This window comes from Pseudomonas sp. GD04015, assembly GCF_029837675.1.
Lineage (GTDB): Bacteria > Pseudomonadota > Gammaproteobacteria > Pseudomonadales > Pseudomonadaceae > Aquipseudomonas > Aquipseudomonas paralcaligenes.
This window is the reverse complement of record NZ_JAOEEE010000010.1, coordinates 112,955-126,540: the sequence shown is the minus strand read 5'-3', so window position 1 is coordinate 126,540 and position 13,586 is coordinate 112,955. Positions and strand designations below refer to the sequence as shown.

The following is a 13,586-nucleotide window of genomic DNA, read 5'->3' as shown; positions in this document are numbered from 1 at the left end:
GTTGTACACAATGCCTGCAGCAGCGAGCCCAGAGGTCCTTGTTTCCCCCTTCGCTCTTCATCCTGTGCAGTTCAGGGCCGGCAGAGCGCTGCCAGTGGCTCGCGCGTATGGACCCGGCAATCGACGAGCGCATCTCCGTCGCACTGGCTACCGAGTACCAGTTGGTCGCCTTCGACCGCCATGAGCTGGCCGGAGATGTCCCGGCTCAGCAGCCGCTGGCAGGTGCGGGTGTCGTAGACCATCAGGTCGCCGCTGGAGCCGCTGGTCTCGTAGGTCAGCAGGCGTGTTTCGTCGAGGCTGAGGTACATCGGTTCGCGTGCCCAGATGCCGCCGTCCTCTATCAGGCAGCGCCGGCCGCTGGTCTTGTCCAGGAGGATGGCCGGCGGCTCGGGGAATGCGTCGGGTTCGGCGATGTTTGGATTTTCGTTTGTAAAGCGCACCTCGATGCGTTCGCCTGCGGCGGTGAATGTGCCCGGGGCGCTGGTGTCGGCGGCCAGGTGCAGCGGCGCGAAGCCGCAGTCGGCGGCCTGGGCGCAGGTGGCGAGGAGCGAGGCGGCGAGTGCCGTGCCGAGGGCTTTCATGGCGGATGTCCTTTCCGTGGGGGTGGCTGAATGATCGCGGGGCGGCCGCTGCGCAGCATAAGCCGCGCGGAGGGTCGGCGGCATGACCTGCGTCTTGTCCGCGACGGCTTCCGGCGTATGAGGCTAGAATCGCCCCGTCATTCTCCAGGGAAAAGGCCATGCCGTACCGTGTCTGGTCCGCCGTCGTCATGTTCGTTGCGGGCGCCACGGCGCATGCTGGCGAAATCTCCTATCTTCGCGACGTCCAACCGATCCTCACCCAGAAATGCGTGGCCTGCCACGCCTGCTACGACTCGCCTTGCCAGCTCAACCTGGGCAGCGGCGAAGGCGTGCTGCGCGGTGCCAGCAAGTTGCCCGTGTACGACGGCGCGCGCACCAGCGCCCAGGCCACCACCCGGCTGTACTTCGATGCCCGGGGCGAGGACGCCTGGCGCAAGAAGGGCTTCCATTCGGTGCTCGACCCGCAGGCCGGCCAGGCCGCGCTGGTGGCGCGCATGCTGGAGCTGGGGCGCGGCAACCCGCTTGAGCCTAATGCCAGGCTGCCGGCCGACCTGGACATCTCCCTCGACCGGGAGAACCAGTGCCCGCTGCCCGGCGAGTTCGACGCCTATGCCCGGAAGTTCGCCCACGGCGGCATGCCGTTCGCCGTCGCCGGCCTGAGCGACGCCGAGTACGCCACCCTGCAGCAATGGCTGAAGGATGGCGCGCCGGTGGAGGAACTGGCCCTGCAGCCGTCCGCCGCCGAACTGGCCCAGGTGGCCGAGTGGGAGGCGTTCCTCAATGCTCCCGGTGCGCGGGAGAGCCTGGTCAACCGCTGGCTGTTCGAACACCTGTTCCTCGCCCACCTGTACTTCGAGGGTGGCGAGCCGGGGCACTTCTTCCAGCTGGTGCGCTCGCGCACGCCCAGCGGCCAGCCGATCGACCCCATTGCCACCCGCCGTCCCAACGAGGACCCGGGCACCGAGGTGTTCTACCGCTTGTGGCCGATCCAGGGCGTGATCGTGCACAAGACCCACATCACCTACCCGCTCGGCGCGGCGAAGCTGAAGCGTGTCCGCGAGCTGTTCTACAGCGGCGACTGGACGGTGGACGCGGTGCCCGGCTACGGCGCCCAGCGCCGGGCCAACCCCTTCGAGACCTTCCAGGCGATTCCGGTCCAGGCCCGCTACCAGTTCATGCTGGATAACGCGGAATACTTCGTGCGCACCTTCATCCGCGGCCCGGTGTGCCGCGGCCAGATCGCCACCGATGTGATCCGCGACAACTTCTGGGCGGTGTTCCAGGACCCGCGGCAGGACCTCTACGTCACCGATGCCGAGTACCGCGCCAAGGCCACGCCGCTGCTGGCGATGCCGGGCCAGTTCGACGAGATCGGCGATCTGCTGGGGCTGTGGACGGCCTACCGGGACAAGCGCAACGACTACGAAGACCTGCGTCGGGACGCCTACGCCGATGCGCCGGTGCCGAACTGGTCGAGCCTGTGGAGCGGCAACGACAACGCGCTGCTGTCGATCTTCCGCCACCACGACAGCGCCATGGTGCGCAAGGGCCTGATCGGCGAGATTCCGCAGACGATGTGGCTGCTGGACTACCCGCTGTTCGAGCGCACCTACTACCAGCTGGTGGTCAACTTCGACGTGTTCGGCAACGTCGCCCACCAGGCCCAGACGCGCCTGTACTTCGACCTGATCCGCAACGGCGCCGAGCTGAACTTCCTCCGCCTGCTGCCGCCGGACGCGCGCCAGACCTACCTGGACGACTGGTACCAGAACGCCGGCAAGCTGAAGATGTGGCTGGACTACGCCGAGGCCGACCTGGACACCGCGACCGGCCTGAACCTGCCGGAGAAGGGCGCCAAGGGCGCGTTCGCCCGCGCCCTGCTGACGCGCTACGCCGACCTCAACGCGCGGCCCGACCCGATCAACCGCTGCGAGGGCGCCGACTGCCACCGGCCGGGGCTGCCGGCCGACCTGGCCGACGCCGAGCAGGCGCTGAGCCGCCTCACCGGCCGCCCGGCCGGCGGACTCAAGGCGATCGACCAGCTGCCCGAGGCGACCCTGCTGCGGGTGGAGCGGGCCGATGGCGGCCGCGAGGTCTACAGCCTGCTGCGCAACCGCGCGCACAGCAACGTCGCCTTCATGACCGGCGAATCCCTGCGCTACCAGCCGGGGCTGGACACCCTGACGGTCTACCCGGATGTGCTGACCAGCTACCCCAACTTCATGTTCAGCCTGCCGGCCCGGGAGGTGCCCGAGTTCGTCGGCGCGCTGGAGCAGGCCCGCGACCCGGCGGCGTTCGAGAAGGTGGTGGCGCGCTGGGGCATCCGCCGCAGCCACCCGGAGTTCTGGCGTTACTTCCACGACCTGTCGGCCTATATCCACGAGACCGAGCCGGTGGAGGCGGGCGTGCTGGACATGAACCGCTACCAGAACCTCTAGGACACCCTGGAGAAAGCCCCTAGCCGTCACTCCCGCGAAGGCGGGAGCCCAGGTGCCTCGGGGGACTGGGTTCCCGCTCCCGCCTGCGCGGGAATGACGAGTCTTTCAGGCTTTTCCTGGGGGGCTCTGGCCGGTGCGCGCGGCGCACCCTACAGGAGCGAGGCCCGGTTTGACGTAGGGTGCGCCGCGCGCACCGCCCTGGGCCCGATGGGCCTCAGGGCGTGTACACGCTGGCGATGGCGCCGGCCAGGTAGTCCAGCCGTTCCTCGGCCATGCCGGCCACGTTGGCCCGGCCGCTGCTGACCAGGTACACGCTGAACTCCTGGCGCAGGCGCTGCACCTGCTCGGCGCTGAGGCCGGTGTAGGAGAACATGCCGCGCTGGGCGGCGACGTGGGCGAAGCGCCCGGCCAGGCCGTGGGGAACCAGCGCCGCCACCAGGCCGTTGCGCAGGTTGGCCACGCGCAGGCGCATGGCTTCCACTTCCTCGGCCCACAGGCCGCGCAGCTCGGGGTCGCCGAGGATGGTGGCGACCACCGCGGCGCCGTGGGCCGGCGGCGTCGACCACAGGTTCCGGGCGAGGGCGGCCAGCTGGCTGCGGATGTCGATCAGCTTGCCCGCATCCTGCGCCCGCACGATCAGCGCGCCGGTACGTTCGCGGTACAGGCCGAAGTTCTTCGAGCAGGAGCTGGTCACCAGCAGTTCGGGCAGCTCGGCGGCGAACAGGCGCACGGCCCAGGCGTCTTCGTCCAGGCCGTCGCCGAAGCCCTGGTAGGCGAAGTCGATCAGCGGCAGCAGCTCGCGCGCCTTGACCACGTCCAGCACGCGCTTCCAGTCGCGTGGGGCGAGGTCGAAGCCGGTCGGGTTGTGGCAGCAGGCGTGCAGCAGCACCACGTCGCCGGCCGGCACCCGCTGCAGGGCGTCGAGTAGGGCTTCCACGTCCAGGCGGTTGTCGGCGCCGACGTAGGGGTAGTGCTCCACCCGCAGGCCGCAGGTGGCGAAGATGCTCTCGTGGATCGGCCAGGTCGGCGCGCTCAGCCAGATGCCGCGGCCCGGCAGGTTGGCGGCGATGAAGTCGCCGGCCAGGCGCAGCGCGCCGGTGCCGCCCGGGGTCTGGGTGGCACCGACGGCGCCGTCGCGCAGCAGCGGGTTGTCCGCGCCCAGCACCAGTTGCAGCAGGTAGTCGCCGAACACCGGGTCGCCGTGGCCGCCGATGTAGCTCTTGGTCGGCTCGTGCTCCACCAGGTGCCGCTCGGCCAGCTTCACGGCGTAGGGGATCGGGGTGATGCCGAGGGCGTCCTTGTACACGCCCACGCCCAGGTCCAGCTTGGCCGGGTTGGGGTCGGCGCGGTAGGCGTCGAGCAGTCCGAGTATGGGGTCGCCGGGCACCCGGCCGATGGCGGCGAAATGGCTCACTTGCGGCCCTCTGCGCTGGCGGCGAGCACGTCGGTGCGGGCGGCCATGATGAAGTCGTTGCGGTGCAGGCCCTTCATTTCGTGGCTCCACCAGGTGACGGTGACCTTGCCCCATTCGGTGAGCAGGGCGGGGTGGTGGCCGACTTCCTCGGCGATGGCGCCGACCGCGTTGGTGAAGGCCAGGGCGTGGCGGAAGTTCTTGAACAGGTAGACCCGCTCCAGCTCCATGTGGCCGTCGCGGGTCTCGATGTTCCAGTCCGGGATCTCGCGGATCAGCGTGGCCAGTTCCTCGTCCGAGACGTGGGGCGCGTCGGCGCGGCAGGCTTCGCATTGGGCTTGGGCAAGGCTCATCGTGTTCTCCGGAGTAGCTGTATGGGATGTAGGTGGGAGCGGCTGGGTGGATGCCAACCGGTCGCTCCCGGGGTTTGTCAGGCGGCTTTCGGCGGAAACTTCGGCGTGTGCAGGCCGAGGGCCGTGGCCTGGCCGACCAGGCCCATGATGTCCTCGTGGGCCAGTTCGAACAGGCGCTTGAGTTCCGGCAGGACGAAGTACAGCGGCTGCAGGATGTCGATGCGGTAGGGCGTGCGCATCGCCTCCAGCGGATCGAAGGCCTGGTGTTCCGGCGCGTCGGATAGAGAGTAGACCGTCTCCTTCGGCGAGGAGAGGATGCCGCCGCCGTAGATGCGCCGGCCTTGCGGGGTGTCGACCAGGCCGAACTCGATGGTCATCCAGTACAGCCGCGCCAGGTACACCCGCTGCTCCTTGGTCGCGGCCAGGCCGAGTTTGCCGTAGGCGTGGGTGAATTCGGCGAACCAGGGGTTGGTGAGCAGCGGGCAGTGGCCGAAGATCTCGTGGAAGATATCCGGCTCCTGCAGGTAGTCCAGTTCTTCCGGGGTGCGGATGAAGGTGGCGACCGGGAAGCGCTTGCTGGCCAGCAGCTCGAAGAAGGTCTGGAAGGGGATCAGCGCCGGTACCTGGGCCACGCTCCAGCCGGTGGTGGCGCCGAGCACGCGGTTGATCTCGCCGAGCTGGGGAATCCGCTCGTGGGGCAGGTCGAGCTGTTCGAGGCCGTCGAAGTATTCCTGGCAGGCGCGGCCGTCGAGCAGCTTCATCTGCCGGGTGATCAGGGTGTTCCACACCTGGTGCTCGGTGTCCGAATAGTGGATGAAGCCAGCTTCGTCCGGTTGCCGGGCCACGTAGTGCGTGGTTTTCATCGCATCGCCTCCTCGTCTGCGGCGTGCCGCGGAGTGTTGTTGTATGGAGCATTGATACCCCGCGGGCGTGGCGATGGCAGCCGGGGGCAGGGCGTCGCGGGAGGGTGTGGGGCAGGGATGTTCGTAAAGAAAATATTACGAATGAGCCGAGGCGGCATGTCATCGCCTTGCTGGTGAGTCAATCCGTCACATATTCTTGACGGAAATCAGCGGCCGCCTTGCGAAAAATCAGGCCGTGACCCAAGCACAACGATAAACAGGGTCGACCACCGTGCGAATCAAGATCCACTGCCAGAACCGCGTCGGCATCCTGCGCGACATCCTCGAACTGCTGGTCGACTACGGCATCAACGTCGCCCGTGGCGAGGTCGGCGGCGAGCAGGGCAACGCCATCTACCTGCATTGCCCGAACCTGATCAACCTGCAGTTCCAGGCGCTGCGCCCCAAGCTGGAGTCCATCTCCGGCGTGTTCGGGGTCAAGCGCGTCGGCCTGATGCCCAGCGAGCGGCGTCATCTGGAACTCAACGCGCTGCTCGGCGCGCTGGACTTCCCGGTGCTGTCCATCGACATGGGCGGCTCCATCGTCGCCGCCAACCGCAGCGCCGCCCAGTTGCTCGGTGTGCGGGTGGACGAGGTGCCGGGCATGGCTCTGTCGCGCTACATCGAGGACTTCGACCTGCCCGAACTGGTGCGCGCCAACAAGGCGCGGATCAACGGCCTGCGGGTCAAGGTCAAGGGCGACGTGTTCCTCGCCGACATCGCGCCGCTGCAGTCCGAGCACGACGAGAGCGAGGCGCTGGCCGGCGCCGTGCTCACCCTGCACCGCGCCGATCGGGTCGGCGAGCGCATCTACAACGTGCGCAAGCACGAGCTGCGCGGCTTCGACTCGATCTTCCAGAGCTCAAGGGTGATGGCGGCGGTGGTGCGCGAGGCCCGGCGCATGGCGCCGCTGGACGCGCCGCTGCTGATCGAGGGTGAGACCGGCACCGGCAAGGAACTGCTGGCCCGCGCCTGCCACCTGGCCAGTCCGCGCGGCCAGGCGCCGTTCATGGCGCTGAACTGCGCCGGGCTGCCGGAATCGATGGCCGAGACCGAGCTGTTCGGCTACGGCCCCGGCGCCTTCGAGGGCGCGCGGCCGGAGGGCAAGCTGGGCCTGCTGGAGCTGACCGCCGGCGGCACCCTGTTCCTCGACGGCGTTGGCGAAATGAGCCCGCGCCTGCAGGCCAAGCTGCTGCGCTTCCTGCAGGACGGCTGCTTCCGCCGGGTGGGCAGCGACGAGGAGGTGTATCTCGACGTGCGGGTGATCTGCGCCACCCAGGTCGACCTCTCCGAATTGTGCAGCAAGGGCGAATTTCGCCAGGACCTGTACCACCGCCTCAATGTGCTCAGCCTGCACATCCCACCGCTGCGCGAGTGCCTGGACGGCCTCGGCCCGCTCGCCGAGCACTTCCTCGACTCGGCCAGCCGGCAGATCGGCTGCCCGCTGCCAAAGCTGGCGCCCCAGGCCTTCGAGCGCATGGCCCACTACCACTGGCCGGGCAACGTGCGCCAGCTGGAGAACGTGCTGTTCCAGGCCGTGTCGCTGTGCGACGGCGGCACGGTCAAGGCCGAGCACATCCGCCTGCCGGACTATGGCGCGCCGCAGCCGCTGGGCGACTTCTCCATCGAGGGCGACCTGGACGCCATCCTCGGCCGCTTCGAGAAGGCGGTGCTGGAGCGGCTGTACGCCGAGCACCCGAGCAGCCGCCAGCTGGGCAAGCGCCTCGGCGTGTCGCACACCACCATCGCCAACAAGCTGCGCCAGCATGGGGTGGGCAAGGAGTAGGCCATGTCCCCGTTACGTGTCGCTGCACCGATCCCGCTTTTGTGGGAGCGGCGGGGCGGCATTCCGATTGGCCGCGAAATTCGCGGATAAATCCGCTCCCACAAGATGCGCAACAACTTAACGGGGACATAGCCAAGGAGTAGGGCGCCGGTCTACGACCTTGGTGCAATGGTCTGCCTGGCGCAGGCGGGGTAAAAAGTCGCTCGTCCGAATCCTGCGAATCGGACTGCGTTTCTGACATTCCTCCCCGGAATGAATTGGTGGCGGCCCTCCCGATGGGTCGCCTTTTTTTTGGCTTGCCGATAGCTAAAGGGCAGTCGTAGCCCGGATGAAATCCGGGGGCGGTGTTGGGGTGATGTTTGGGTTTCCAGCTGATTGCCGAGCGTACTGACGGTTCTGGTTTCGCCCTCCCGGGCGACTCACTTTTCTTTGTTTGCGCAAAGAAAAGTAAGCAAAAGAAAGCGCACCCCGGCATCCGGCCCCGCCTGCGTCGGGGTTCCCTCCTTCCGGTGCCGCTCCGGGGGCACGGCATACACGGACCATCCATGGTCCGTTATGCCTCTCGCCGCATCCCTGCGGCTCGTCCCCCTGCGCGGCACCTCCACTCGGCCTCCTGACGGGGACTCCGGCTCAGAGTTGCCTGATGGTTCTTCCTGGCCGCTGCGCGGACTGGGTTCCTGTTCAAACTGCCATATGCACGGTGTATCGATTTGACTTTCCTGCCCCCAGAAACAGGTTCAAGACCATGGTCGTAGAGCGGTAAGACCATGGTCGAATGGCCCCACGAAAGGGCGGGGGATACAAAAGGCGGCATACAAAAACAACCGCCCGCCGAGGTACCCCAGAATGACTGCAGCTTCCCTCTACCCCGTCCGCCCCGAGGTGGCCGCCAACACGCTGACCGACGAAGCCACCTACAAGGCGATGTACCAGCAGTCGGTGATCAACCCGGACGGCTTCTGGCGCGAGCAGGCCAAGCGCATCGACTGGATCAAGCCCTTCACCAAGGTCAAGCAGACCTCCTTCGACGACCACCACGTCGACATCAAGTGGTTCGCCGACGGCACCCTGAACCTCTCGGCCAACTGCCTGGACCGCCACCTGGAAACCCGCGGCGACCAGATCGCGATCATCTGGGAAGGCGACGATCCGTCCGAGCACCGCGAGATCACCTACCGCGAGCTGCACGAGCAGGTCTGCAAGTTCGCCAACGCCCTGCGCGGCCAGGACGTGCATCGTGGCGACGTGGTGACCATCTACATGCCGATGATCCCGGAAGCCGCGGTGGCCATGCTCGCCTGCGCCCGCATCGGCGCCATCCACTCGGTGGTGTTCGGCGGCTTCTCGCCGGAGGCCCTGGCCGGGCGCATCATCGACTGCAAGTCCAAGGTGGTGATCACCGCCGACGAAGGCGTGCGCGGCGGCAAGAAGGTGCCGCTCAAGAGCAACGTCGACGACGCGCTGACCAACCCCGAAACCCACAGCGTGCAGAAGATCATCGTGGTCAAGCGCACCGGTTCCGAGATCAAGTGGAACGGCCACCGCGACATCTGGTACGAGGACCTGATGAAGGTCGCCGGCAGCACCTGCGCGCCGAAGGAAATGGGCGCCGAGGAAGCGCTGTTCATCCTCTACACCTCCGGCTCCACCGGCAAGCCGAAGGGCGTGCTGCACACCACCGGCGGCTACCTGGTGTACGCCTCGCTGACCCACGAGCGGGTGTTCGACTACCGCCCGGGCGAAGTCTTCTGGTGCACCGCCGACATCGGCTGGGTCACCGGCCACACCTACCTGATCTACGGCCCGCTCTCCAACGGCGCTACCACCGTGATGTTCGAGGGCGTGCCCAACTACCCGGACGTGAGCCGCGTCGCCAGGATCATCGACAAGCACAAGGTCAACATCCTCTACACCGCGCCTACCGCCATCCGCGCCATGATGGCCGAGGGCAAGGCCGCGGTCGAAGGCGCCGACGGCTCCAGCCTGCGCCTGCTCGGCTCGGTCGGCGAGCCGATCAACCCGGAGGCCTGGCACTGGTACTACGAGAACGTCGGCCAGGGCCGCTGCCCGATCGTCGACACCTGGTGGCAGACCGAGACCGGTGCCTGCCTGATGACCCCGCTGCCGGGCGCCCACCCGATGAAGCCGGGCTCCGCCGCGCGGCCGTTCTTCGGCGTGCAGCCGGCCCTGGTCGACAACCTGGGCAACATCCTCGAGGGCGCCACCGAGGGCAACCTGGTGATCATCGACTCCTGGCCGGGCCAGGCGCGCAGCCTGTACGGCGACCACGACCGCTTCGTCGACACCTACTTCAACACCTTCAAGGGCATGTACTTCACCGGCGACGGCGCCCGCCGCGACGAAGACGGCTACTGGTGGATCACCGGCCGGGTGGATGACGTGCTCAACGTCTCCGGCCACCGCATGGGCACCGCCGAGGTGGAAAGCGCCATGGTCGCCCACCCGAAAGTGGCCGAGGCCGCGGTGGTCGGCGTACCGCACGACATCAAGGGCCAGGGCATCTACGTCTACGTCACCCTGAACGCCGGCGAGGAGCCTTCCGAGCAACTGCGCCAGGAACTGAAGAACTGGGTACGCAAGGAAATCGGCCCGATCGCCACGCCGGACGTGATCCAGTGGGCGCCGGGCCTGCCGAAGACCCGCTCGGGCAAGATCATGCGCCGTATCCTGCGCAAGATCGCCACCGCCGAATACGATTCCCTCGGCGACATCTCCACGCTGGCCGATCCCGGCGTGGTGCAGCACCTCATCGACACTCACCGCACCATGCAGGCCGCCTGACCCGGCGACCCCGCACAGGTCGGGGCCCCAGCCACAAGCCGGGGCCATGCGACACCCCGCCAGGGCCTTGCCCTGGCGGGGTGTTGTTTTTTCGGGGGGCCAAGCAGCGGCCGATGGCTCGGCGAGAAAGTGGCACTGGCGCACACAGGAGAGCCTTGGCGCCTGCTATCCAGTGATCTGAGCAAGCTTTCGAGAACAGCGCGGTGGCGCCGACGCGCTTCGAGGATGAGCATAGGCGCCAGCCGATCGCCCACATCGTTTCGCCGGGAGGCCAACCCATGACCGCGAAGACATCGAGCGTTTCACCGGCCCGGTCGCTACACCATCTGGCGTGCGGCGAGTGTGGCTGGACCATCAGCATTCTGGCCGAGACCTCGGCACCCCTCCGTCAGTGCCCGTGGTGCGGCTGGGACGATCTGGACATCTCCTCGGTTGAGCGGCAGGGCGCCGGGCAGCACCTGCGGTGCGCCGAGCATGGCGCGATCTCGGTCCAGGTCCTCGGTCCGGATATCTCGGTGGACGATTTCCCGGATGACCTGTTCTGTCCGTTCTGCAAGCGCTCCTAGGTTCTGTACGAAAAGTCGTCGAGCGAAGGTCAGGCAAGGCAAAAACAGGCGAAGAAGCGGAGTTTACGTGCTGTAAATGAGCATTCTGAGCCTGTTTTTAACGCAGCATCACCGAGCACAGGCACTTTTCGTACAGAACCTAGCGCTTCAAGTCGATCCGGCCTGTAGCCCGGATGCAATCCGGGAAAGAGCGCCGCCGGTTACACCTGACCGGAATCTGCTACGGTTTGGCTCCGCTCCCCGCGGAGCGCGGCGGCCGATGCGCGATGCATTGACATGGAACAGGGTCGCCGCCGGCTCCGCGCCGGAGAATGGCGCCAGGCACAGGTAAAGGAGGCACCTCGCATGAGTGATGGTTTGGATGCGTTCGCGCGGTGGCAGGCGGGCTTCGGTCCGATCCGCCATCGCGAGGAGACCGTGGAGCGCCTGCAGGCGCAGATCGCGCGCCTGGTGGCCGAGGGCCGTGTCGCCGATGCCGGGACGGCCCATGCGCTGCTCGCGGCGGCGGACCGGCTGACCTGCATGGCGCTGAGCGTGGTGGCGCACATGACCTATGCGCGGCGCATCGACCTGTCCGGCGCCGACCTCGCCGCCGAGGACTTCAAGCCGACGCCGGAGGGCCACACCGGCGGCTCGCTGAACATGGTGCCGGCCTTCGTCGGCTACCTGCTGGCCAACGCCCTGAGCGGCACCACCCGGGGCTGGCTGATGGGGCAGGGCCACTGCGTGGCGGCCATCGAGGCGATCAATGCGCTGACCGGTGACCTGTCGCCGGCCCAGCGCGGGCGCTACGACCGCAGCGAGGCGGGGCTGTCGCGCCTGATCGGCGATTTCTACTCCTACGCCATCGATGGCAAGGGCCTGCCCGCCGTGCCGCTGGGCAGCCACGCCGGGCCGAACACCGCCGGCGCGGTTTCCGAGGGTGGCTACCTCGGTTTCGCCGGGCTGCAGTACGTGCACATGCCGCTGCCGGGCGAGAGCCTGGTGGCCTTCCTCAGCGACGGCGCGTTCGAGGAGCAGCGCGGTTCCGACTGGGCGCCGCGCTGGTGGCGCGCCGAGGACAGCGGCCTGGCCATTCCGGTGATGATCCTCAACGGTCGGCGCATCGAGCAGCGCACCCAGATCGTGCAGGAGGGCGGTGCGCCCTGGCTGGCCGAGGACCTGCGCCACAACGGCTTCGCCCCGGTGATCGTCGACGGCCGCGACCCGGCCGCCATCGCCTGGGCGATCCTCGATGCTGAGGAGCGCCTGCGTGCCTTCGCCAGCGACCCGCAGCGCCACTATCCCGCGCCGCTGCCCTACGTGATCGCCGAGACCGAGAAGGGCTTCGGCTTCCCCGGCGCCGGCAGCAACGCCGCGCACAACCTGCCGTTGGCCGGCAACCCGCAGCGGGATGCCGCCGTGCGCGAGGTGTTCAACGCGGGCGCCCGTGCGCTGTTCGTGCCGCCCCGCGAACTCGACGAGGCGCTGGCGACCCTCGCCAACCACGGCGCCGGAGCTCGTCCGCGGGAGGGTGAGCATTCCCTGGCGCACCGCCGGCCGGCGGCGCCGGTCCTGCCCGAGCCGGCCTGGGCCGCGCCGGGCGACGCCGGTAGCGCCATGAGCGCGCTGGACCGCTGGTTCGTCGCCCTGGTCGAGGCCAACCCGCAGTTGCGCGTGCGGGTGGGCAACCCGGACGAACTGGCCAGCAACAAGATGGGCGAGACCCTGGCGCTGTTGCGCCACCGGGTCAACGCGCCGGAGCCGGGTGTGCCGGAGTCGCTGCACGGCGCGGTGGTCACCGCGCTCAACGAGGAGGCGGTGGCCGCGGCGGCGCTGGGCAACAAGGGCGGCCTGAACCTGATCGTCAGCTACGAGGCGTTCGCGGTGAAGATGCTCGGCCTGCTGCGCCAGGAAATCATCTTCGCCCGCCGGCAGAAGGTGCTCGGCCAGGCGCCCGGCTGGCTGTCGGTGCCGCTGATCGTCACCTCGCACACCTGGGAGAACTCGAAGAACGAGCAGTCCCACCAGGACCCGACCATCGGCGAGGCGCTGCTGGGCGAGATGTCCGACACCTCGCGGGTGCTGTTCCCGGTGGACGGCAACACCGCTCAGGCGGCGCTCGGCGAACTGTACGGCGGGCGCGGCCAGCTCGGCTGCCTGGTGGTATCGAAGCGCGATACTGCCTGCCGCTTCGATGCCCGGGCCGCCCGCGAACTGGTGCAGCGGGGCGCCGCGCACGTGGCCGGCGACCCGCGCCATGCCGAGGTGCAGTTCGTCGCCATCGGCGCCTACCAGCTGGAGGAGGCACTGGCGGCGCACGACCACCTGGCGCGCCGGGGCCATGCCTCCTGCGTCACCGTGGTGCTCGAGCCCGGCCGCCTGCGGATACCCCGTGACGAGATCGAGGCGGCCTTCGTGACGGACGACGACGCCCTGCGCGCGCTGTTCCCCCGCGGCCTGCCCCGCGTGCTGCTGTGCCACACCCGGCCCGAACCGATGCTCGGCGTGCTGCGCCGGCTGGACGAGGGGCCGGACAGGACCCGCGCGCTCGGCTACATCAGCCGGGGCGGCACGCTCGATGTGGCCGGCATGCTGTTCGCCAACCGCTGCACCTGGGCGCACGCCGTCGAGGCGGCCGCGGCGGTCGCCGGCTGGCGGCGCGAGGCGCTGTTCGATACCGCGCAGCTGCGTGCCCTGGATGGCGAAGGCGCCGCCGCCGACCTGCGGATGGACGAGCCGCGTTGAAAAAGGCCATGCCCCCTGTC

The 13,586-nt window shown here is 68.4% G+C and carries 9 protein-coding genes; 5 read left to right on the top strand and 4 right to left on the bottom strand.

Features of this window, described 5'->3' with window-relative positions; translation table 11 throughout:
* Positions 1 to 71 precede the first annotated feature (71 nt).
* Complete coding sequence (locus N7640_RS11570; protein WP_279905278.1) at positions 72 to 581, bottom strand: hypothetical protein; 510 nt, start codon at positions 579 to 581, stop codon at positions 72 to 74.
* 158 nt (positions 582 to 739) lie between these two features.
* Here N7640_RS11570 and N7640_RS11565 point away from each other — a divergent pair, with 158 nt between their 5' ends.
* The gene (locus N7640_RS11565) at positions 740 to 3,019 is read left to right on the top strand and encodes a fatty acid cis/trans isomerase (RefSeq protein WP_279905279.1); all 2,280 of its coding nucleotides are present in this window, start codon (positions 740 to 742) and stop codon (positions 3,017 to 3,019) included.
* Positions 3,020 to 3,233: 214 nt separating this feature from the next.
* Here the strand turns inward: N7640_RS11565 and N7640_RS11560 are convergent, their stop codons facing one another.
* The 3 genes from N7640_RS11560 to phhA all read right to left on the bottom strand — a co-directional run bounded on the left by N7640_RS11560 (position 3,234) and on the right by phhA (position 5,691).
* Positions 3,234 to 4,433 (bottom strand): aspartate/tyrosine/aromatic aminotransferase, encoded by a 1,200-nt coding sequence (locus N7640_RS11560; protein WP_279905280.1) that lies wholly within the window; start codon positions 4,431 to 4,433, stop codon positions 3,234 to 3,236.
* Positions 4,430 to 4,783 carry a 4a-hydroxytetrahydrobiopterin dehydratase gene (locus N7640_RS11555; RefSeq protein WP_192397398.1) on the bottom strand — a complete coding sequence of 118 codons (354 nt, stop codon included), beginning with the start codon at positions 4,781 to 4,783 and terminating at the stop codon, positions 4,430 to 4,432. Before N7640_RS11555 ends, N7640_RS11560 begins: the two co-directional genes overlap by 4 nt.
* Positions 4,784 to 4,860: 77 nt before the next feature.
* Entirely contained in the window at positions 4,861 to 5,691 is an 831-nt protein-coding gene (gene phhA, locus N7640_RS11550; protein WP_279905288.1) for a phenylalanine 4-monooxygenase, read from the bottom strand.
* A gap of 226 nt (positions 5,692 to 5,917) precedes the next feature.
* Here phhA and N7640_RS11545 point away from each other — a divergent pair, with 226 nt between their 5' ends.
* The 4 genes from N7640_RS11545 (at position 5,918) to N7640_RS11530 (ending at position 13,566) form a co-directional block, all read left to right on the top strand.
* Positions 5,918 to 7,471, top strand: a complete 1,554-nt coding sequence (locus N7640_RS11545) for a sigma-54-dependent transcriptional regulator (RefSeq protein WP_279905281.1) — start codon at positions 5,918 to 5,920, stop codon at positions 7,469 to 7,471.
* An 846-nt stretch (positions 7,472 to 8,317) separates the two neighbouring features.
* Complete coding sequence (acs, locus tag N7640_RS11540) at positions 8,318 to 10,273, top strand: acetate--CoA ligase (RefSeq protein ID WP_220815037.1); 1,956 nt, start codon at positions 8,318 to 8,320, stop codon at positions 10,271 to 10,273.
* 278 nt (positions 10,274 to 10,551) lie between these two features.
* Positions 10,552 to 10,839 (top strand): hypothetical protein, encoded by a 288-nt coding sequence (locus tag N7640_RS11535; protein WP_279905282.1) that lies wholly within the window; start codon positions 10,552 to 10,554, stop codon positions 10,837 to 10,839.
* A gap of 345 nt (positions 10,840 to 11,184) precedes the next feature.
* Positions 11,185 to 13,566 carry a xylulose 5-phosphate 3-epimerase gene (locus N7640_RS11530; protein ID WP_279905284.1) on the top strand — a complete coding sequence of 794 codons (2,382 nt, stop codon included), beginning with the start codon at positions 11,185 to 11,187 and terminating at the stop codon, positions 13,564 to 13,566.
* Positions 13,567 to 13,586 lie beyond the last annotated feature (20 nt).